General features: G+C 33.4%; 16 protein-coding genes. 5 read left to right on the forward strand and 11 right to left on the reverse strand.

All coding sequences use genetic code 11. The features are described 5' to 3' along the window. Nucleotides 1-97: 97 nt before the first annotated feature. The 3 genes from BN1075_RS17250 to BN1075_RS17260 form a co-directional block, all read right to left on the reverse strand. Nucleotides 98-1,213, reverse strand: a complete 1,116-nt coding sequence (locus tag BN1075_RS17250; RefSeq protein ID WP_042387602.1) for a DegT/DnrJ/EryC1/StrS family aminotransferase — start codon at nucleotides 1,211-1,213, stop codon at nucleotides 98-100. Nucleotides 1,214-1,360: 147 nt separating this feature from the next. Then, complete coding sequence (locus tag BN1075_RS17255; RefSeq protein WP_235777830.1) at nucleotides 1,361-2,899, reverse strand: polysaccharide biosynthesis protein; 1,539 nt, start codon at nucleotides 2,897-2,899, stop codon at nucleotides 1,361-1,363. A 672-nt stretch (nucleotides 2,900-3,571) separates the two neighbouring features. Then, nucleotides 3,572-4,573 carry a hypothetical protein gene (locus BN1075_RS17260; RefSeq protein WP_040194515.1) on the reverse strand — a complete coding sequence of 334 codons (1,002 nt, stop codon included), beginning with the start codon at nucleotides 4,571-4,573 and terminating at the stop codon, nucleotides 3,572-3,574. Nucleotides 4,574-4,802: 229 nt separating this feature from the next. Here BN1075_RS17260 and BN1075_RS17265 point away from each other — a divergent pair, with 229 nt between their 5' ends. Then, entirely contained in the window at nucleotides 4,803-5,465 is a 663-nt protein-coding gene (locus BN1075_RS17265; RefSeq protein WP_040194516.1) for a hypothetical protein, read from the forward strand. A gap of 322 nt (nucleotides 5,466-5,787) precedes the next feature. Beyond that, nucleotides 5,788-6,159, forward strand: coding sequence for a hypothetical protein (locus tag BN1075_RS17270; RefSeq protein ID WP_040194517.1), 372 nt, complete (start codon nucleotides 5,788-5,790; stop codon nucleotides 6,157-6,159). Nucleotides 6,160-6,312: 153 nt separating this feature from the next. Here BN1075_RS17270 and BN1075_RS17275 read toward each other — a convergent pair whose 3' ends face one another. The 3 genes from BN1075_RS17275 to BN1075_RS20930 form a co-directional block, all read right to left on the reverse strand. Beyond that, on the reverse strand, nucleotides 6,313-8,913 hold the full coding sequence (locus tag BN1075_RS17275) for an ATP-dependent DNA helicase (RefSeq protein WP_052406627.1): 2,601 nt from the start codon (nucleotides 8,911-8,913) through the stop codon (nucleotides 6,313-6,315). A gap of 260 nt (nucleotides 8,914-9,173) precedes the next feature. Further along, nucleotides 9,174-11,075: an ABC-F family ATP-binding cassette domain-containing protein gene (locus BN1075_RS17280; protein WP_040194518.1), complete on the reverse strand. Its 1,902-nt coding sequence runs from the start codon at nucleotides 11,073-11,075 to the stop codon at nucleotides 9,174-9,176. A 250-nt stretch (nucleotides 11,076-11,325) separates the two neighbouring features. Further along, complete coding sequence (locus BN1075_RS20930) at nucleotides 11,326-12,297, reverse strand: N-acetylmuramoyl-L-alanine amidase family protein (protein ID WP_052406628.1); 972 nt, start codon at nucleotides 12,295-12,297, stop codon at nucleotides 11,326-11,328. 220 nt (nucleotides 12,298-12,517) lie between these two features. On the opposite strand from BN1075_RS20930, the gene BN1075_RS17290 reads away from it, so the two are divergent. From BN1075_RS17290 to BN1075_RS17300, 3 genes are all read left to right on the forward strand, one after another. Continuing rightward, nucleotides 12,518-13,483, forward strand: a complete 966-nt coding sequence (locus BN1075_RS17290; protein WP_040194519.1) for a DNRLRE domain-containing protein — start codon at nucleotides 12,518-12,520, stop codon at nucleotides 13,481-13,483. Nucleotides 13,484-13,595: 112 nt separating this feature from the next. Next, a complete protein-coding gene (locus BN1075_RS20935) occupies nucleotides 13,596-14,477 on the forward strand; it encodes a hypothetical protein (protein WP_052406629.1) in 882 nt (293 codons plus the stop codon). A 363-nt stretch (nucleotides 14,478-14,840) separates the two neighbouring features. Then, nucleotides 14,841-15,380, forward strand: a complete 540-nt coding sequence (locus tag BN1075_RS17300) for an ECF transporter S component (RefSeq protein WP_235777831.1) — start codon at nucleotides 14,841-14,843, stop codon at nucleotides 15,378-15,380. Between the two features lie 222 nt (nucleotides 15,381-15,602). Here BN1075_RS17300 and BN1075_RS17305 read toward each other — a convergent pair whose 3' ends face one another. From BN1075_RS17305 to BN1075_RS17325, 5 genes are all read right to left on the reverse strand, one after another. Continuing rightward, on the reverse strand, nucleotides 15,603-15,959 hold the full coding sequence (locus BN1075_RS17305; protein ID WP_040194522.1) for a hypothetical protein: 357 nt from the start codon (nucleotides 15,957-15,959) through the stop codon (nucleotides 15,603-15,605). A 375-nt stretch (nucleotides 15,960-16,334) separates the two neighbouring features. Then, nucleotides 16,335-16,934, reverse strand: a complete 600-nt coding sequence (locus BN1075_RS17310; protein WP_328286202.1) for a CD3073 family putative ECF transporter S component — start codon at nucleotides 16,932-16,934, stop codon at nucleotides 16,335-16,337. Between the two features lie 84 nt (nucleotides 16,935-17,018). Further along, the gene (locus tag BN1075_RS17315) at nucleotides 17,019-17,561 is read right to left on the reverse strand and encodes a CD3072 family TudS-related putative desulfidase (protein ID WP_040194524.1); all 543 of its coding nucleotides are present in this window, start codon (nucleotides 17,559-17,561) and stop codon (nucleotides 17,019-17,021) included. A gap of 753 nt (nucleotides 17,562-18,314) precedes the next feature. After that, entirely contained in the window at nucleotides 18,315-19,196 is an 882-nt protein-coding gene (locus tag BN1075_RS17320; RefSeq protein ID WP_040194526.1) for an IS1/IS1595 family N-terminal zinc-binding domain-containing protein, read from the reverse strand. Between the two features lie 702 nt (nucleotides 19,197-19,898). Next, nucleotides 19,899-20,915: a xanthine dehydrogenase family protein molybdopterin-binding subunit gene (locus BN1075_RS17325; RefSeq protein ID WP_040194527.1), complete on the reverse strand. Its 1,017-nt coding sequence runs from the start codon at nucleotides 20,913-20,915 to the stop codon at nucleotides 19,899-19,901.

Here is a 20,915-nt window from a genome sequence, read left to right on the forward strand (position 1 = left end):
GGATCCACCATTTGTTTAAATCAAAGCTTCTCCAGACAAAGTGAGGAGAAGCTTCCATAATTCTAAATCCTAAATTTCAAATCATACATTCTAGATTCTACATTCCATAAGCAAACAAGTTTCTGATAATACTAATGACCCTCATCTGCTCCTCAATAGTCATCTTCGTATCTGATGGTAAACATATCCCCCTTTCAAAGGCTTCTTCAGACACACTAATCCCCACTTCATTATGGCTGAAGAATCTGTACTCCTCAAAGAAAGGCTGATTATGCATTGGCTTCCAAATTGGTCTTGCTTCTATGTTTTCTTTTTCAAGAGCTTCTATAATATCTATAACATTTATGGTTGAATCTTGCTTTAAGAACATGGTGCTTAACCAATAATTTGATTCACCGTAATCACAAATCTTTGCCATTTCTATGTCCTCAATACCTGCTAAGGCCCATTGATAGGTTTCGAAAATTTTCTTCTTTTTCTCCAGTCTTTCCTTTAAAACTAAAAGCTGTCCTCTGCCTATGCCTGCAAGTACATTGCTCATGCGGTAGTTAAATCCAAGCTCCGAATGCTCATAATGTCTTGCTTTGTCCCTGGATTGTGTTGACCAGAATAGTGCTTTCTTTAAAGCCTCCTTATTCCTTGAAACCAGCATTCCTCCACCAGAAGTGGTGATTATCTTGTTTCCATTAAAGGAGAATATCCCATAGTCACCCATGGTTCCTGCGTATCTTCCCTTATAGGTTGCGCCTAAGGCTTCTGCTGCATCTTCAATGATTGGAACCTGATATTTATTACAGATTTCTTCTATTGCATCCATGTCAGCAACTTGTCCATATAAGTGAACTACTAAAACTGCCTTTGGAAGCTGGCCTTTACCTTGATAATATTTAAAGGCTTTTTCCAAGGCCTTTGGTGACATATTCATGTTTTGAGGCTCTGAATCAATAAATACTGGCTTCCCACCTTCATAAACTATTGGATTACAGGTGGCTGCAAAGGTTAAGGACGAACAGAAGATCAAATCTCCTGGCTCTATACCAATGAGCTTTAGTGCCATATGAATTGCTGCTGTTCCTGAAGACAAAGCTACAGCTCCATCAATACCAACATAATCAGCAACTTCCTTCTCAAAATTCTCCACATTAGGTCCTAAAGGAGCAATCCAATTGGTATCGAAGGCTTCCTCTATAAACCTCATTTCATGACCACCCATATGAGGTGATGCTAAAAATATCTTCTTTTTATTTGCCACTTGTTTAACATCTTCAAAATCTATATCATGAATTTTTAAACCCAGACTTCTTTCCATTAAGTATCTTTTCTCGCTTTTTCTGCTTTCCACTGTCACAACCCCCTATTATTAACTCCTGACTCCTTTTTCATTTATCTCTTCAGGAGCCACAAAGGTTGGTACTACATTTTTAAGCTTGGCAATAAGTTTTTCCCTATCCCCTGATGCAGCCATGAATATAAGCTCCTCAATGTTTTTATTTACTTCCTTTAAAATATAATTTTCTGGTTTATCTATAAAAATCTTATCATGAAGGGTTTTTCTTAAGCCTTCATTTAAAAGTAACTCCTCGTATAACTTCTCTCCTGGTCTTAAGCCTGTAACTCTAATTTCTATATCCTCATGAGGCTTGAATCCTGAAAGTCTTATGAGCTTTTCTGCTAAATCATAGATTTTAACAGGCTCTCCCATATCTAAAACAAAAACCTCGCCCCCCTTTGCATAGGCTCCTGCTTGAAGCACTAACTGTGCCGCCTCTGGTATTAGCATAAAATATCTTATTATGTCTTTATGTGTAACGGTAACTGGCCCACCTTCCTTTATCTGCTTTGTAAATAAAGGTATCACTGAACCATTACTTCCTAAAACGTTACCGAACCTCACTGCCACAAATTCCGTTTTACTTTCACTATTCATGGCACTCATTATCATTTCACACATTCTCTTAGTGGCTCCCATCACATTTGTTGGGTTTACAGCCTTATCTGTAGAGATAAGTACAAATTTTTCAGCTCCATACCTGCTAGCGCAATTTGCTACATTTAAAGTACCAACCACATTATTCTTAATTGCTTCTCCAGGGTTGTCCTCCATTAATGGCACATGTTTATGAGCCGCTGCATGGAATATAATTTCTGGATGATAGCTTTCAAAGACTTCCTTTAATCTTGATTTATCCCTTACGGAACCAATAATTACTCTCTTCTTTAAATTAGGGAATTTTCTTCTTAACTCATTCTGAAGGTCATAGGCATTATTCTCATAAATATCAAAAATTAATAATTTCTTCGGTTTAAACTTTGCAATCTGTCTGCACAGTTCAGAGCCTATTGAGCCTCCTCCTCCAGTTACCAATATAGTCTTTCCTTGAAGGTATTCCTTAATTCCTTCCCTATCTAAAATAATTTCATCTCTCCCTAAAAGATCCTTTAAATCCACATCTCTTAGGCCACTTACCGTAACATCTTCATCTCCATCAATAATATCCATTAACGGTGGCACAATTTTCACCTTTGCCTTTGTTTCATTACAAAGCTCTATAATCTTTTCTTTTTCCTTGGAATCAACATTTGCAATGGCAAAGAAAATCACATCAACCCTTCGCTCTTCAACAACTTGTCCAATATCGTTTCGATTTCCCTGAACCTTATACCCCTTAAAATTAAAGTTTCTCTTTCTGATATCATCATCAATAAGTGCTACTATCTTATATCTATCCCTTTGTTCCCTATGAATTTCCCCTATAAGTATCTTTGCACAATCTCCTGTACCGATAATCATTACCCTTTTAACCCCAGGCTTTATTTTCATTTCGACGGATATTGCCTTTTCTCTTTTGGAGTTTTTCAAAAACTTGTCTATGCCTAAAACTCCCATTCGCAACAACACTCACCCCACCTTTTGTATCCCCAATTTTAATTCTCTATACCAATTTCATATTTCACATTGTACAATAATTATATTACCACTTTTTTACAAAATATTCATGGTTTTTCCTTCGCCTTTTTCTCCTAGTAATTTCCATTAACCTTGAAAAATATACTCACCCGGAAGGCCTTTGTCTTTTTTTACCATAAAATCTTTTAAATTCTCCCTGTGCCCTTCAACCTGTGGCTTTTTTCTTTCTTTTTCTTCATCGTCTCTTACTATTATTTACTTTTCTTGTTCTTATATCGACATTTTATTCACTGTAATCCTTTTCCACCCATCTGAACACTAATTAGAGATAACAAATAAAATCCATTATTAAACTTATGTTTCAAACCTTGCCCATGAAAACCATTTCCTTTCATTAAATTTTTTCTCATATTACGATTTTTTCAATCATTATCTCTCAACACTTAATGTCAAATAATGATTACAATTTAATTAGCATTATAGATAAATTTTCACCAAATACTTTCAAATAAATGTAATTAATTCCATGAAAAAAAGCCCAAAAGGGCTTTTTTTAGAATATAAATTGATATGGTAACTACTTGGCTAAGTCACCTTACTTTAAATACTTACAAATGTAATAATTGAATTAATTTTTTTTAGAATTTAACCTTATTTCAGGAATTAAAACCATATAATTGGGCCACATAAAAACCATAAAAATATTAATACAATGATTATGGTGGACTCATTATTTCTCTGCATACCTTGATATGGATAAGCTGCATAATTCCATCCATAGTAACTATAATTAGCATTATATCCATTGTATACATTGCCACAATTGCCTTTAACTAAACTTATATCTTTTGTACATTGATTTCTGTTGCTATTTTCTTTAACGTTATAATTTGCATTGCCCCACGTCCAATCTCTTTCTTCTTGGAAATTCCAATTTCTATTGGATCTATCTCTGCTCCTGCATTCCTCAAAATCATCTTCTTCATTGCGTCTATCTCTGCATCGGCATTCTCCAAAGTCATAATCTTCTTCATGCCTGTCTCTGCATCGGCATTCTCCAAAATCATGCTCTTCATCATGTCTGTTTCTGTCTCTGCATTCTCCAAAATCAAAATCTTCTTCATGTCTGTCTCCGCATCGACATTCTCTAAAATCAGAATCTTCTTCATACCTGTCTCTGCATCGGCATTGTCCAAAGTCACAATCTTCTTCATGCCTGTCTCTGCATCTGCACCCTCCAAAGTCAAAATCATCTTCATGTCTATCTCTGCAGTTGCATTCTTCAAAATCAAAATCTTCTTCATGTCTGTCTCTGCATTCTCCAAAATCATAATCTTCATCATGTCTATCTCTGCACCTGCATTCTCCAAAGTCATAATCTTCATCATGTCTATCTCTGCATCTGCATTCTTCAAAATCAAAATCTTCTTCATGTCTGTCTCTGCAGTTATCTTCTCGTAAATCACATTCTTCATCATCGAACATGTCCGCATTTAATGTTACTCTGCCTTTAGTACAAAATTCACATGGTTTAAGCTTTATTCTGCCATAAGCCCTTACCGTATCTATCATATTATTTAAATTCATATCCAGTTCATTAATGATGCTATCAAAATGATCATTATTAAAGGAGTCCTTGTACTCATTATTGGATTTTCCTTTCATTTTTCTCAATTCCTTTATTTTCATATTATTTTTAATTTAGAATGCAAAATATCATTCTATTTACTATCATTATATTTACACCTTGGAAAATAGCTACATTTTCTGTAAAAGTTATTTTTAAGTAGCATTTATATCTATCACACATATATTGTATTAGAACCCACTATGTTGAAACACCTTCTTTTGTAAAAAATCAATATAAAATATATAGAATTATGAGGTGTAGTATATGAAATATAATGAATTTTTTTCAAATTTAAATATAGAATCTACTGAACCTAATACTACAAGTAAAAATTCAGTAGACCACCATAAGCCATTTTTTGAACTATCAGAAGATCAAAATGAACTACTAGTAGCAATTTCAAATGACTCATTTAATATGAGCGATTCATTTGATACTAGCGAAACCATTAATGCCATCAATTCCAATAATAATGAAGTACATGTTAAATGGAGTATACAAAATACGATTGATGACGAAGAAGATAACCTCGATGGCGATGAATTCTCTATACAAGAATCTAATTCTGACAATTCTAAGCCAGATTTTGATTCATGTACCTGCCATTCAGTAAAATTAAATCCTTGTGAATGTCCACAAAATTTAGGACGTAAAACCTTAGACGCACAAACTAAAGTTAGAGTAATTAAGGTAACTGTTACGCTAAAAAATATATGTCCAAATAGACCATTTGGACTAGTTATATCTGCATTTATTAGAAAAAACTACCGAGATATTGGTGTAGGTGAAATCTGTGATATAGTTTGCAGCAGAGACTGGAAATGCTTTAAACGAACCTATAACCTAGTAATTGCTGTACCACTTTGTAGTGATGAGGTTGTTTACTTAGAGGTACTTGGAAACTATGTTAATTGCCGCAATCTATAACTTAGAATTGCAGCTTAGATTTTAATATATAAATTGGCAGTCTAAATAATATTTATACTGCCTTTACTTTTTATAATATATTCTATATTTGCATAATACTTTACATAACAACCTGAGTATAACACTGTGGTTATTATTAAATTATCTATTTAAATAAACATTTTAATATTTATTTAAATCATTATTTTAGTAACATCATATTAACTTTAACATATATTACAAGTAGGAGATATATATTCTCCAACGGCTTAAATCAAAAATAAATAATAAATAATAAATAATTAATAATAAATATAATTTTTAAAAATTATGAGGTGTAAATATGATTGATGAAAGATGTATAAATATCGATGCTGAAAATGAAGGAGCTATTGACCCACCACTAGTACCTTGTCTCTGCCCTCAACCTTTAGGAAATTTAAATTTTAATGCTGCAACTACTGCTAGAGTAGTAACTTTCACAGTTACAGTTCAAAATCTATGTCCAAACAAAGACTTTATCGTTGTAGTATCTGTTCTTGCTGGTACTACAGTTGTTGGTCAGCAATGTCGTATAGTTTCTAGAACAGGCACTGGCTGTGGCAATTTAGAAGTACCATTTACTGTTGCAATAGCTATTCCTCTTTGCGCTAGCACTGATGTTACTGTTCAAGCATTTGGTAACTATGTTAACTGCTGTGGATCATTAGCATAATTTCAAAAGTAGAAAAGTATAGAAGTTTATAATATAAAAATTGGCAGTCTAATATATTTTAGACTGCCTTTTCTTTATTTCCTCTATACGCTTTTTTAAAGATATATCTATTTATGAAATATTAATGCTCTTCTTAATATTGATGCTTTAGTATTATACTTGCATTAAATTCTTATAAATCTCCATAGCATATCTCTTATCCATTAAGACTATAGTCCCCGTGTCTTCTTCTCTTCTTATAACTCTTCCCATAGCTTGAATCACCTTATTCATCCCCGGAAAAGTATAGGCATAGTGAAACCCAGGCTCTCCATGGTTTGTAAAGTATTCCTCAATAAGCTTTCTTTCAAAGTTCACCTTAGGAAGGCCAACTCCAACTACAATGGCACCCTTTAATTTATCACCCCAAAGGTCAATACCTTCCGAAAAAACTCCTCCAAGAACAGCAAAGCCCACGGCTCTGTCCTCATCCTCAAAGCGCTTTAAAAAGATATGCCTTTCTTCTTCACTCATACCACTGGTTTGAGCAAAAATCTCCTCTCTGCTGTACATGGCAGAGTAAAGCTCATAGATATTCTCCATATATTCAAAGGAAGGGAAAAATACCAAGAAATTTCCTTCATTCTCCTTTAAGGTTTCATGGATATATCTTACCACCTTCTCATAACTGCCCTCCCTATAGCGATACCTAGTATCTACATCGGTTTTAATAATAAGCTTTCGATTCTCTGGTGGAAAAGGTGATGGCAGTCTTAAACTGTAGCTATCTTCCTTTCCACCTAAAAGCTTTTTAAAATATCCCATAGGTGAAAGGGTTGCTGAAAAAAATACGGTGGTGATATTTCTTTCAATGCAGCTTTTAATCATTGGACTTGGATTTAGGCAGAAGAGCTTAAGGATATAATCCTTGCCAATCTTCTCTCCATAGTAAACAAAGTCTTCTGAAAAAAGCTCTCCAATTCGAATGAAATCTAAGGAGTTAAAATAGATATTCATAAAAGCTTCCTCTTTATCGTTGTCCTTTTTCTCCTTCAAATATGCTTCACCTTCCACGGTAAGAAGCCTCAAAAGATTAAGAATTTCATCAGGACCTTCATCAATGATAACCTGCTTTTCCTCTCCCTCTAAGACTCTTTCTTTCATAGCCTTTATCACCTTATTGATGATTCCCACCAGCTTTTTGTTCTTATACTTCAGCTCTTCCTTCGCCAGCTTTAACTCCTCTGTGGTGATAGTGGCTGAATACATATCTCTGGCTCTGTCCACCAGATTATGGGCCTCATCAATTAAGAATATGTACGGAGTATCATCAAACTCCAGTCTTTTAATCATGGCCTTCGGATCAAAGAAATAGTTATAATCACCTATGACTAAATCGCTCCACTGAATCAAATCCAGGCTAAGTTCAAAGGGACATACCGTATACTTCTTCCCATATTCCATAATCAGCTCCTGAGTTAAAGCCTCATGGTTTTCAAGTAAATCTAACATGGCATCATTTACTCTATCAAAGTGACCTCTGGCATAAATGCAATCCTCACCATTACAGCTTCTTTCTTCAAGAAAGCAGATTTTATCCTTTGCAGTAAGAGTCAAGGTCTTCAACTTTAACCCCTTATTCCTTAAAATTGTCAGGGTTTCCTCCGCCACAGTCTTTGTAATATTTTTGGCTGTCAAATAGACTAACTTGGCATTAGGATACATGGAAAGTGCCTTCAAAGCAGGAAACATGGTGGAAATAGTCTTTCCAGTCCCCGTTGGAGCCTCAATATATATATCCTTCTTCTCCTTCATGGTTCTGTAGATATTCACCGCCAGCTCCCTCTGCCCCTTACGATAAGCTGAAAATGGAAAGTTCAGTTCCTCCAAAGCTTTATCTCTTATTGCCAGCCACTTATCCTGCAGCATAATCCAGCGCACATACTTATCCATAAGCTCATTAAAGAAAGCTTCCAGCTCCTCTAAAGTCAAATGCTTAGACAAAGTCTTTGTGTGAAGATTTTCCCTGTGGCAGTAAATAAGGTCCAAATCTATTTCAGAAACTCCTTCCTCAAGGCAAAGGATGTAGCAATACAGCTTTCCTTGAGCCCAGTGAAGAAAATTCTCATTTTCCTCTAAAGTCATAATATCCTTAACCGTGGTTTTAATCTCCACCACCTTAATGGACTTGTTAGCAAGAATGATTTCCTCGTCTTCTTTAGTTTCAGGTGACTCCTTTGGAACAGTCTGTACTTTAATATCCTCAGTATCACCCTGAACAGGCTGTTGTTCTCCACTTTCAACATCACTGGCTACAAGCCCTTGTGCTTCATCTTGGACAAACTGTTTTTTTATTTCATAACCTTCGCCTTGGACATGCTGTTCTTTTATTTCATCAGTCTCGCCTTGGACAAGTAGCCTTTGACTTTCATCAACATAACCTTGAACCTGCTCTTCCTCCACTAGCTCCATGGACATTATTGATTTTTCAAGTGCTTCCTCATCCTCGTAGGTAACAATAACTCCATCAGCTCTTCCTTCTAAGGTTAAATCAATACTCTTATACTGAAACTCCTTAGATAAAAACATCTCACTGACAAAGGTTTGATTAAGGTGCTTATCACACTCTTCCTTCAACTCCTTCTGAATTACCTTATGAAGTCTGGTACCTTCATGAGCAGCAGTAATGGACCCAAATCTATCATCAATATCTCCTTGACGATAGATAAACTCTATTAAATTTCTTACTGAAATTCTTACATTACTTTGGCTCATATTATTCTCCTAAATCATATTATCGTTAGATAATATTATACATGTTTTTTTCTGGGGTATCAAATGAATATATCTTTCATTTGATGCTGATAATTTTCCATACCTAGCTAAAGAAATAAACTTTAATTGGAATATCTCCCTTGATTATATACTGATATTGCTAATTGCATTATGCCTTATACCAGTGCCCTGTTTTTGAGGAGCTTTTATGTTTTAAATAAAAAAATTACTGGAAGATTAAGTTTCCAGTAATTTTTTTCTTATTGATTTTGAATTTCCTCATATAGCTCGTTTAAATATTCCCATCTTTCCATTAGATGTTCAAGTTTTCCTTCCATCTCTTCCTTTTCTTTGAAAAGCTCCTGCAGCTTAACAAAGTTACTACCTTGCTTATTTATATCTGACTCCAGTTTCTCAATAGCTGCTTCACAGTTTGCTATATCCTCATCTATGGTTTCAAATTCCTTCTGCTCCTTATAAGAGAACTTAAGCTTCTGCTGTTTTTCTCTCTTCTGCTTTGGCTCTTCCTTCTTCTTTGAAACTTCCTCTTGTAGTTGTTCTTCTTTAAATTCTTTATAATCCTTGTAATCAGAATAGTTTCCAACCAGCTCCAGGATTTCTCCCTTACCTTCAAAGCTGAAAATTCTATTTGCAGTTCTATCTAAGAAATATCTATCGTGGGAAATGATAACAACTGTTCCACCAAAGTTATCTAAATAATCCTCTAAAATGGTTAAAGTCTGTATATCCAAATCATTTGTAGGTTCATCTAAAAACAATACGTTTGGTGCTTCCATCAGTACCTTTAAAAGATAAAGTCTTCTTCTTTCTCCTCCAGATAACTTTGATATAAAGCTATGCTGAAGTGGTCCTTCAAATAGGAAGTTTTCTAACATTTGTGAGGCTGTTATCTTGGTTCCATCGTTGGTGGTAACATACTCTGCTGTATCTTTTATATATTCAAGGACCCTCATGTTTCCATCCAGCTCCACATTTTCTTGAGTGAAGTAACCAAGCTTTACAGTTTCTCCTTTAATTACTTCTCCTGAATCTGGCTGAAGTCTTCCACTGATTATGTTTAAAAGTGTTGACTTGCCCATTCCGTTATTTCCGATGATTCCAACTCTCTCTTCCTTAGTGAAGATGTGGCTGAAATCTTTAATAATAAGATTATCTCCAAAGCTCTTACTGATATGCTCAAGCTCAAATACTCTTTTCCCAAGTCTTGAAGATGCAGTATTCATCTCCATTTTATCTTCCTTAACAGCATAAGATGTATTTTTTATCTCCTCAAATCTTTGAATCCTTGCCTTCTGCTTAGTGCTTCTTGCCTTGGCTCCTCTTTTAATCCAAGCCAGCTCATTTCTATAAAGATTTAATCTCTTTGATTCTAAAGCCTCCATCATCTGCATTCTTTCAGCCTTCTTCTCAAGGAAAGTTGAGTAGTTTCCATCATAACTGAAAAGCTCTCCTCTATCCACTTCAAAGATTTTATTTGTAATTCTGTCTAAGAAGTATCTATCGTGGGTAATCATTAATACTCCACCTTTTCTCTTCTTAATCAACTCTTCCATATAATCTATTATGTCATTATCCATATGGTTAGTAGGCTCATCAAGAATTAACAAATCACTTGGAGTGATTAAAACGTTACAAAAGGCAACTCTTTTTCTCTGTCCCCCTGAAAGACTTCCCATCTTAGCTTCAAAATCTGAAATACCAATCTTAGTTAAAATTGCTTTAGCTTCACTTTCAATCTCCCAGCCATGAAGAGCATCTAATTTAGCTGTAAGCTTAAGAAGCCTATCTGTAAGCTTTGAATCCTCACTATTATGTTTCATTTCATTTAACACATGCTCATAATCTCTAAGAACAGCCATAACCTCCCCAGGTCCATTAAATACATGGTCCATAACTTTATCCTCATCATTAAACTCAATATGTTGTGGAAGATAGGCAATTCTAAGGCCATTCATCTTTGTTATGGTTCCCTTATCACATTCCTCTACCCCTGCAATAATCTTTAAAAGAGTAGACTTTCCTGTTCCATTAACTCCAATTATTCCTATTTTATCCTCATCTGTGATATTAAGCTTAATACCTTCTAATAGAGGCTTTTCACTGTAGCTCTTATATATATTTTCTAAAGTAATTAAATTCATTTCTTCATCCTCAATTCATCAAATTATATATTTCAACTCATTATTTTTTCATTTCACTTTTCCTGAGTTTCTTCCTTTTTATATTCTTTACTATTACATATTATACATAAATAAGCTGAAAATAAAAAGGGTAATAAAATAGAAGGGCTTATTCTTCAACCAGCCCTTCAAAACTTTAAACTAACTTAATTTAATATACTTTAATTTAATATAATTAAAAGTTCTTTCTATTAAATAACCTAAGCTTCAATTAAATAATCTGAATTTCAATAGCATCAATAAGCTTTCCTTGAATTCCTGCAAAGTCTGATTCTCCTAATACCCAAGGAAGCCAGTTTCCCCATAAAAGATGTACTCTGTACTTAACCTGGTTGTTAGGAAGTCCAATAAGCCTCATCTGTACTCTGTCAATATTATACCCTGGAAGCCCTGCATAGTCAGTATAATTTCTTACCCATGGATAATAATTTGAATTTAAAGGACTAACCCTATATTCAATTGTCCCTGAACTTAACCTTGCCATAATGCATTCCATGTCCTTGCCAAAAACTCCAGCATAATCTGTAAGATTTTTAACCTCTGGATACCAAATACCATTGGCATAAGCCTTATAATATACATCTATTGAACTGGAGGATCCTCCCACTGAACTGCCGCTATTTGGTGGCTTCAATGTGCTTTCAGCATCTGTCCATACCTTTCCAAAGTAAGCTAAAACCCCCTTTGAAATGGCAATTGCAAAACCCTCCTGTTTATTTGCTAATAATTGTGCATCTCTATAATTTGAAATAAATGACATCTCTACTAAAGCTGCACTCATATATGACTCCCTCAACATATGAAAATCTGCCGCTTTTACTCCTCTATTGGCATAATATAAGCTTGTATCCTCTAAAATCTTACCATGCACAAGATCTGCAAGATTTCTATACTGAAATTGATAGCAATAAGTTTCTACGCCATAAGCTGCAGGTGTTGCACTATTACAATGTATTGAAACTAAAACATCTGCTCCCCATTTATTAGCCATATTTGTTCTTTCATTAAGGCTTACAATTGTATCAGACTGCCTTGACATCATTACCTCAATCCCCTGTCTTTGGAGATGATATTGAACTCTTTTACTGACAGCTAAATTTATATCACATTCTCTTAATCCATTTCCAACTGACCCAGGATCACTTCCTCCATGACCTGGATCAATAAATACCTTTGTTCCCATAATTATACCTCTCCCTATACTATTCGAATTTAGTTGAAGAATAGTACCTATAATATAATATTGAATTTCATAAAAGATTGTGCTTTTACATTTAAAATAACTCCAAGCCCTTAATTTTTCATAAAAACTTCAAATTAACACTTAATATTTTAATTGCATATTATAAATACATATCAAGTTAACACTTTAAATTATAAATACACTAAAGGAGGATAATCAATTGTATAGCATTTATTTACCCTTAACTTGTGATACTAGTGTTTGCTCTCTTTATCCCAATGCTAATTTTAGTAAATATAATAATCTAATAGCAATGTCAGATGATTGTGATGATATAAGGAAAATACTATTTAAAATTCCAAAGACCCTATTGCATATCCTTGATAATAATGAAATTATAAGTGCAAAACTAAGTTTTAACGGCACTGCCTCTAACCCCTGGCTAAACCAAACAAAGATATTCCTAAATAATTCAGACTATAATTATAATAAAGTAACTTGGAATACCTGTCCCGATAAAGGTTCCTTATTAAGTAATAATTACTGGAATTTTAATCCTTATGATAATTGTGTTGAATGTGATGTTTCTAATATTATATCTAAAATTACTACACCAGAATCACTTGAATTTGGGTTTCAAATAATTATTAAATCAATGAATTCATGGCTAAAGCTTTCTTCAAGCAGAACTATATGTCAACCAAGTCTAATACTAAAACTTAATCCACGAAATTTGTGCAGCAACTATTTATTGGCCTATGTAAATAACACTTCAATTAACCAGTCTATATCTATTCCTACCGGTAAAGTAATTCCTTTTAACGTAGTTAATACTTCAAAATCATTAGAACTTAATAACCAAACTAGTGAAATAAGCATAAAACAACCTGGCTGTTATACTATAGATTGGTGGCTTGATTACTCTGGAGGTATTGCAATGGATAGAATTACTTTATCTTTAAAATCATCAAACTCTATAATATATTCATCATCATGTCCTGTTAACAGTCCTGGATCTTTTAGTGGCCATGCTATAATAAACGTTATCTCTGATGAAAGTGATAAAAATTATAATATTGCTCTCTATAATACTTCTGCACCACTCAATCATGAGGATGATGCTGGAAAACTTTATCTTTCACCGATATCTATGCCTGCCTCTATAAGAGTAATAAAGATTGAGTAACAAAGTTTTAGTAACAACCATAAAATAGATTCATATTATGCATTATGACTGTAATTTTTATAGTCTATATTCAATCTATTTATTAATAAAAAAATAAGTGAGGTAAAAATATATGGCTTCAATAGGCTTTGAGTTAATCAAAACTAATCCTGATGGTAATGCAATCACTATCGCAAATAACGGAGCTGTTCTATTTGATGCTGGTGCTATCAACCTAAATCCAGACAACAATATTAACTACGACCCTTCAACTGGAGTCTTCACCTTTGCGAATGCTGGTGATTATTATGTGTATTGGTTTGTTAATACTCAAACTGGATCTGCTCTAGATGTAGATTTTCAAATACAAGCCAGCGATGGTACAAGCTATCCTGGTTCTTCAATCTTCAAGACTGGTCAAGTAACTGGTTCTGCGATTATAAGCCCAGTTGCAGATGGAACATTTAAATTAGTAAACACCAGTGGAGACACAATTACGCTAGCTATTGGAAATGGTATGGTAACTGCTGAAATTGCTATAGTTCATATTCCAACTCTTACTGGTGTTCAGGCATATGTTCGAAATGCAGGTGATCAAGTAGATGTTCCAGCACTTGGTCCAATTCCATTTAACGATTATGTAACTCTTCCTGACGATGGGAATGTATCAATCGATACTACTACCGATTTAGGTAATATTACAATTTCCTCTGCTGGAACCTATTTGATAGATTGGTGGCTATCCTTAGGTGATGCTCCAGGTGCTAATCAGATTAATTTAAGCATTAGAACTTCTAATAGTTCTGCATTAGCACACTTCAGTGCTGCAGTTTCTACAAACACTCATATGAGTGGATTTGCTATAATAACTGTTACTGAAGCAGAGGCAGCGGGACCTTTTGTTATTGGACTTTTCAATGACACTTATGATCCTGGTTTCACAACACCTCTTCCGATTAAACTATCAGATTTGTTATTCTCTGCTTCAATTAGAGTCGTAGGAACTGGACTATAGTATAATAAAATATATTCAGCTTTAACAATGTTTTTTCCACGTGTAATAAAGGGCTAAAACTATAATCACTCTTTAATACACCAAAGATATCTTCACCATTAAAAAATAATAACCCTATTCCAAACAATCTCTATTTTATAAAATGATGCAGCTTCTTCTGAGGCTGCATTTTAAATTTGAATAAGTCCAACTTTTCATTACGTATTCATTATAAACTCATAAACGAGGAAAAACCTACTGAGCAGCAGCGAAAAGCTTTCACTATAAACTCAACTTCAACTGAATTATTCGAATTTTCGCTTTACAGCCACGCCTATGAGCTATATACTAGTGTATATACACCTGTAACTGAAAGGAAGATTTATGATGAAAACAAACACTAAAAAACTTACTGCCAGTGCATTACTTATTGCATTATCAATACTTATACCAATGGTCTTTGGTAATACACCACTTAAAATTTATATACCACCTTTTTCTGCAACTCTAGGTTCTCATATACCAATGTTTATTGGTATATTCCTTGGTCCCTTTGAAGCTATAGTAATAGGAATAGGTTCTGCCATAGGATTTATGATTTCCATGGGAAACCCTGTAATTGCCTTAAGAGCAGCTTCCCACATCATCGTTGGTTATATAGCAGCAAAACTTATTTTAAAGAAAGTATCTTACACTAAAGCAGTTACCCTTACAGCACCAATTCACGGAATTTTAGAAGGTCTTGTTGTACTTCTATTGACGCCATCTGCTGGTATGTCCTTTGTATGGATTACAGCTATCGGTACTCTTATTCATCACCTAGTTGATGCGGCAATCTCTATGACTATTATAAAATCTATAGAAAAAGGTACTAATCTAAAACTATCTGCCCTTGGAGAACAAAAGAGAAATACTGCCGCTTAGCAATACATGAAATTTATTGCTAAGACTTTATAATAAAACTACTATTAAAAAGAAATAAGTAAAATTTCATAAAACAAAAGCTAAGTGACAAGCAGCTCTTATCTCTTAGCTTTTATTATATTTTTTCTTTTACCATCCTTATCAGAGGAATTATCATTATGCAAACAAGCATGAAAACCCAATTTAATTAGCTTCTTACAATTAAAATAGTTGTGACTTCAATCAACCTTTTCTTCGCACTCCATACTCAACATACCATCCCACTGCACAGGAAAAGGTGAAAATCAAAATTAAAATCAACCATCCATAGTGATTATAAAAGTATGGTTTCACCACATCAACTCTCCCGAAAAGTTCTCCAGCAACGAGCCCAAGGATATAGCCTAAAAATGCTATAGTCGAAAACTTAACCCTGCCAACTACTGCAGGCACCAAAATAATCATAGCAACAAATCCGAAAATCCTGCGTGCCCCCCACTCCGGAGTATAAAGCTGACATAATCCATATCTAGTTACAAAATATAATCCAATTAATAATACTGCAAATAAAAGTCCATATTTGAAATTATTTATCTTCATAAAACTCCTCCCATGATCCAATCACCGATCAAACAAACTAACTAGCAGACTAACAAAAAATTACTTATCTTAATTATATTCCTATATTTACATATATTCCATGCCATAAATTTCATTTTCTCTAAACTTTTTATATCCTTTAAAATAAAAAGACTGCCCTCATGGACAGCCTTCTCGTGCATAACTCTATTTAATAAATCAGTATACTTTATACCTTAACTAATCATTTCACACAAATTAACTTTAATTTCTAACTTAAATTGATAATTGAATTTCTAATTTGAATTCCTAACTTGAACTCCCAGCTGAATTTCTAACTTAAATTAATCCTAAGTACTAACTCTTAAGCTAGACTTGACTATCATCTTTAAATTATTAAGCTTCAACTGCCCCCTTTTTCTTCATTGGCTCATAATTATCTGGTCTAAGTGCTCTCGGTAATGATGAAATCACAAAATATAAAATCATACAAGTACCAATTTTATCTATAAGATTATTAAACACCTTAGCTATAAAAGAGGCTGCAAAAATACTTGCTCCACTTTCCTTAATCCACATAACAGCAATATCAGAAACTGTACCAGTTAATCCTCCATAAACATACACTCCAATTGGAGTTCCAATTAACGGAGCCACTATACTAAGAACAAGTCCAATAATAATAGATGAAGTAAAACTAAACTTAACCTTTCTAAATACAAAACCTACAACTAAACCAATTACAATACTTACTATCATAAAAGGCATTCCTTGAGGATTTGTTAAAATACTAGATATAAAGTTACTCGCTCCTCCGACAGCTGCACCATACCAAGGCCCAAAGTAAATGGCCATAAATACGGTTCCAATAGTATCTAAATAAAGTGGTGCCTTAATAGCACTTGTAATAAAACCCAGTACTACATTAAGAGCAATTGCAAGACCTGCAAAAATAAGGATTTGTGTAGACGAAAACTTTTTATTCATATTGTTCATTTGAATTTCCCCTTAACTATATTTAAATTATATTCCATTCGTAATAAATCCATTAAATCTCTGTATCAAGAGACCCATAACTATTTATAAAAACAGTTTTTCAAAATCATTTAAACTAATCATGTCTATATCTAACTCATTTTTATGTAGTAACTCTTCTAAAACCTCCATAAAAACCCCCTTTTCCTTCTTAGGATGTATTCCCTGAAGCATAGAACTAAGATTAGGATTGCTCGATAGCTCTCCGCCCCACTGTCCACAATAGGTTAAATTCACCCCACAGCTTGGACTACCATCTATGCCCATAATTCCTAGCACTTGAAACCTTTCGCTATTACAAACATACTCCTTCATCTGCAAAACAAACGGTTCAAGCATACTCTTACAGTTCTCTCTGTAAAAGGGATTGTCAAACTGCTCCTTTGCGTGCCCCCATCTTCTAGCTCCATAAAGATTAAACTCAGGACAAGGCAACTGAATCATATGTATATCTTTCTCTATAGCCTTTAACAAAAACTTCTTTCGTAAAAGCTCCTCCTCTTTAAGGCCCCTGCTTATTACTACCTCAACCTTTGAAGCAGTATTTAAAACACAATGACTTACAAAAACAATCTTCTTCACTGTCATAATATCTTCCCCTTAGATTATCATTGCTGTAGCTTCTTCATTTGCTACACTACAGTCCACGCTTAATATAGCATCTATTCCATTTAATTACCAATAGGAAATATTAATTAATAAATATAATCTATTAGAAATTCTGATAGCTTGTACTCTATTCTAATAGCTGCATTATATTTAGTAATTAAACTTCAATCAGTGAGTTATACTTACTTATTTAAAACTGTGATTTAAACTTATATCCATAATTTAGGTTTAATGTAGAATTAAACTTTTCACCCCTATAGTGATATTTTTAAAATAAATGTTGGTAAAGATAAAATAAATCTCCTTCGAATATAAGAGGAATCTATCTAAGTCATAATAACATAAGTCATAATATCTCAATTTATTGCTTCACTTTTTAGTATTCAAACCATAAATATTTTAATAACCTTTTATGACTAAAAGTATCTCACACCTACTATATGTAACCAATAACATCCCATGCTTATATATAACCAATGATATTTTATGTCTACTATATATAACTCATGATATTTTAAATTTATTCTTATAGAAAAATATTTCATACCTTCTTTATAGCCAAAATGTCTTATATCTACTTTACATATCATAATGTTTTACATCTTATTCCATAAATAAAATATCTCATGTCTTCTTTAATACTTCAAAGTATTTATATCTAATTTTATAAGCAAAAAAATCTAACATCTAATTTCTTAAGCAAAAATATTACATATCAATCTCCATATCAAGTTAGAATTCTAATGAAGTCAGCCTTTTGATTTTACTTGACTTTATGTAATGCTCATGAAGAACATCATCATAAATTCTTTTAAAAATCCAGCTCAAATCAAAGGATTTGCTTATACATCCAACTTTAACTAAACCCAAATAATTGCTTAAATACTTAGTCGATATACCATGCGTTCTATACATTAAAGCTTTATAGGAATATAAAATTTCCCTAACTTTGTCTACAGATAAATCATCCACTGGTATTTTTAATCTTTTATTGTTATTTTTAGCAAACACTTTAATATAGTTATTTCCAAAGCTTGATATAAATGTTCTAGGCGCTAACTTTGAGTAAATCAGCTTCTCAAAATTATTCCTACTCCAAATACGCCTGGAATAAGGCATATTTAAGATATTATTATTGGAATCATAAGAAAAAATCATCCAAAGCTTTTCCCTTGGTTCTGTTGGTGCAGTTTTAGAACCCTTATAACTCTCATTTATAAAATGATGGATCATAAATACATGATTTGACAATAACTCAGTGTCAGTTAAGACCTTTAAAACATTTAAAAATTTATGTCTCCAATAGAAAGCAGTTACTATGCTTATATTTAAAGCATCTGAGCAAAATTGCAATGACCTTCCCTCCGTTTGAAGAAAGCAAAACCACTTCCAAACCTCAGTTGGCTTTTTCGAATAATACCAAATTGTATTAGTTCTTATAGAAAATGTACGATCGCAGCACTTACACTTAAAGCGAGGAATATTTTTATACCTTCCATACTTAATAAACTCTTCACTTTTACAATGTGGACATGCCGAAACCTTGGATAAGTCATTTAAGCCCAAACTTTCTACACCATTCAAACTCACATTTTTCTCTTCATTGCTTAACATTACCACACCTCTTTTCTACTGATTAGAACTTTATTTAAACTATAATTTCACCTTTGCTTTTCCTTTACTTTTCCTTTGTTCTTACTTTCATTTTATTTTTTATTTTTTATTTACTTTTGCTTTGATATTAATCTTTGTTTAACTTTTATCTTTATTTTTGTTTAACTCTTAATATTATCTTCGTTTTATATAAAATTCAATTTCACCTTTGATTTACTTTAATTCACTTTGATTTACTTTAATTTACTTTGACTTACTTTTATTTTAACTTGTGTCTTTCTTTCTTATTTTTACTCTAGCTATTATTTTTACATTTATTTTAGTTTTACTTCAGATTTAAATTTGTTTTTCTGATTGGCATTAACTTCGTTTTTAACTTTTCTCACAAAGATTAGAATTTACCTTACAAATTCCTTGAAAGCTTTTATTTATCTTAATTATTGCCACCTACTTAAGATAAATATCACCACCACCAACATTTATTTGTAAAATACTCACATAGAGTGATAAAGTTGTTATCCCCCCTCTACATCTTCATATTTTTTACATAACCACTAATTTTGTGTATAAAAAATAGACCTTCTAACTCCATAACATTGATCTAGAAAGTCTATTTATATTTGTGATTTTATTTATATTTATGACTTAATTTATATTTATGACTATTTAATTTGAGACTTTAAGTGTATGCTCCATACAGATTTACTGATTTTTTTCTGCAATGGCTAATAGTAACCTATCACAAGTTACAGGTATGCTTGTAAATCGAATTCCCACAGCATCATATATGGCATTAAGTATGGCCGGTGCTGTTGGAATCATTACTGGTTCTCCAATACCTTTTGCTCCATAGGGACCTGTTTCTTCGATAGCTTCAATGAAGTGTGTTTCTATATGTGGCACATCCTTGCTGGTTGGAATGATATAATCTGAAAAGTTTCTATTTTTAATAGATCCTTTATTCACTTCTATCTCTTCCATTAATGCATAGCCTATACCCATTGCAACTCCACCTTCTGCCTGGCCTTCTGCTGATACTGGATTTATGATTTTTCCAGCATCATTGATGGCTACCACATCTAACACATCTACCTTTCCTGTTTCATCATCTACCTCTACAGTGACTCTTTGAGCTCCAAAGGTATATGGCCAATAGGGATTTCCTTGGCCTGTTTCCATATTTATGGTGGTGGTATCAGCTTTGAAGTATCCATCCACCTTAGTGGAAAGCCCGCAATCCTTCATTTTGCTATAAATATATTTTAAATCTTCTTCCTTTAATCTCTTACTGTTTTCACTGTCTCTCTCTTCCATATCTCCTTTATCACAGCAGTGAGGGTTTCCTTCTGCAAAATCAATTTTCATTTCTGAAGTTTTTTCATCTACCATGTGCATGTTTTCCCTTAGATTTCTTGCAGCATCTAAAACAGCATTACCTGTGTTGTAAGTTTGTCTGCTGGCTGCTGCAGTTCCACTGTCCTTTGTTACCTGGGTGCTAGTGAAGATAACTTTTACTAAGTCCTTTTCAACGCCCAAAGCTTCTGCTGCAATCTGCCACATTACACTTATTCCACCTGAACCTACATCTGAGACCTCCACGTATATATCTATGTGTCCATCTTCTCGAAGATTAGCATAAGCTCTTGATTCATCAGGGAACCCATTTCCATAACCTGTACCATAAAATATTGAGGCATATCCAACTCCACGTTTTTTCAT

Source organism: Clostridium culturomicium, assembly GCF_000821305.1.
Taxonomy (GTDB): domain Bacteria; phylum Bacillota; class Clostridia; order Clostridiales; family Clostridiaceae; genus Clostridium_J; species Clostridium_J culturomicium.

What these genes read in the sequence shown, in the direction of transcription:
- BN1075_RS17250 (WP_042387602.1), bottom strand. Translation starts at nt 1,213, where the DNA reads ATGGGTGGTCATGAAATGAGGTTTATAGAGGAAGCCTTCGATACCAAT.
- BN1075_RS17260 (WP_040194515.1), bottom strand. Translation starts at nt 4,573, where the DNA reads ATGAAAGGAAAATCCAATAATGAGTACAAGGACTCCTTTAATAATGAT.
- BN1075_RS17265 (WP_040194516.1), top strand. Translation starts at nt 4,803, where the DNA reads ATGAAATATAATGAATTTTTTTCAAATTTAAATATAGAATCTACTGAA.
- BN1075_RS17270 (WP_040194517.1), top strand. Translation starts at nt 5,788, where the DNA reads ATGATTGATGAAAGATGTATAAATATCGATGCTGAAAATGAAGGAGCT.
- BN1075_RS17275 (WP_052406627.1), bottom strand. Translation starts at nt 8,913, where the DNA reads ATGAGCCAAAGTAATGTAAGAATTTCAGTAAGAAATTTAATAGAGTTT.
- BN1075_RS17280 (WP_040194518.1), bottom strand. Translation starts at nt 11,075, where the DNA reads ATGAATTTAATTACTTTAGAAAATATATATAAGAGCTACAGTGAAAAG.
- BN1075_RS20930 (WP_052406628.1), bottom strand. Translation starts at nt 12,297, where the DNA reads ATGGGAACAAAGGTATTTATTGATCCAGGTCATGGAGGAAGTGATCCT.
- BN1075_RS20935 (WP_052406629.1), top strand. Translation starts at nt 13,596, where the DNA reads ATGGCTTCAATAGGCTTTGAGTTAATCAAAACTAATCCTGATGGTAAT.
- BN1075_RS17300 (WP_235777831.1), top strand. Translation starts at nt 14,841, where the DNA reads ATGATGAAAACAAACACTAAAAAACTTACTGCCAGTGCATTACTTATT.
- BN1075_RS17305 (WP_040194522.1), bottom strand. Translation starts at nt 15,959, where the DNA reads ATGAAGATAAATAATTTCAAATATGGACTTTTATTTGCAGTATTATTA.
- BN1075_RS17310 (WP_328286202.1), bottom strand. Translation starts at nt 16,934, where the DNA reads ATGAACAATATGAATAAAAAGTTTTCGTCTACACAAATCCTTATTTTT.
- BN1075_RS17315 (WP_040194524.1), bottom strand. Translation starts at nt 17,561, where the DNA reads ATGACAGTGAAGAAGATTGTTTTTGTAAGTCATTGTGTTTTAAATACT.
- BN1075_RS17320 (WP_040194526.1), bottom strand. Translation starts at nt 19,196, where the DNA reads ATGTTAAGCAATGAAGAGAAAAATGTGAGTTTGAATGGTGTAGAAAGT.
- BN1075_RS17325 (WP_040194527.1), bottom strand. Translation starts at nt 20,915, where the DNA reads ATGAAAAAACGTGGAGTTGGATATGCCTCAATATTTTATGGTACAGGT.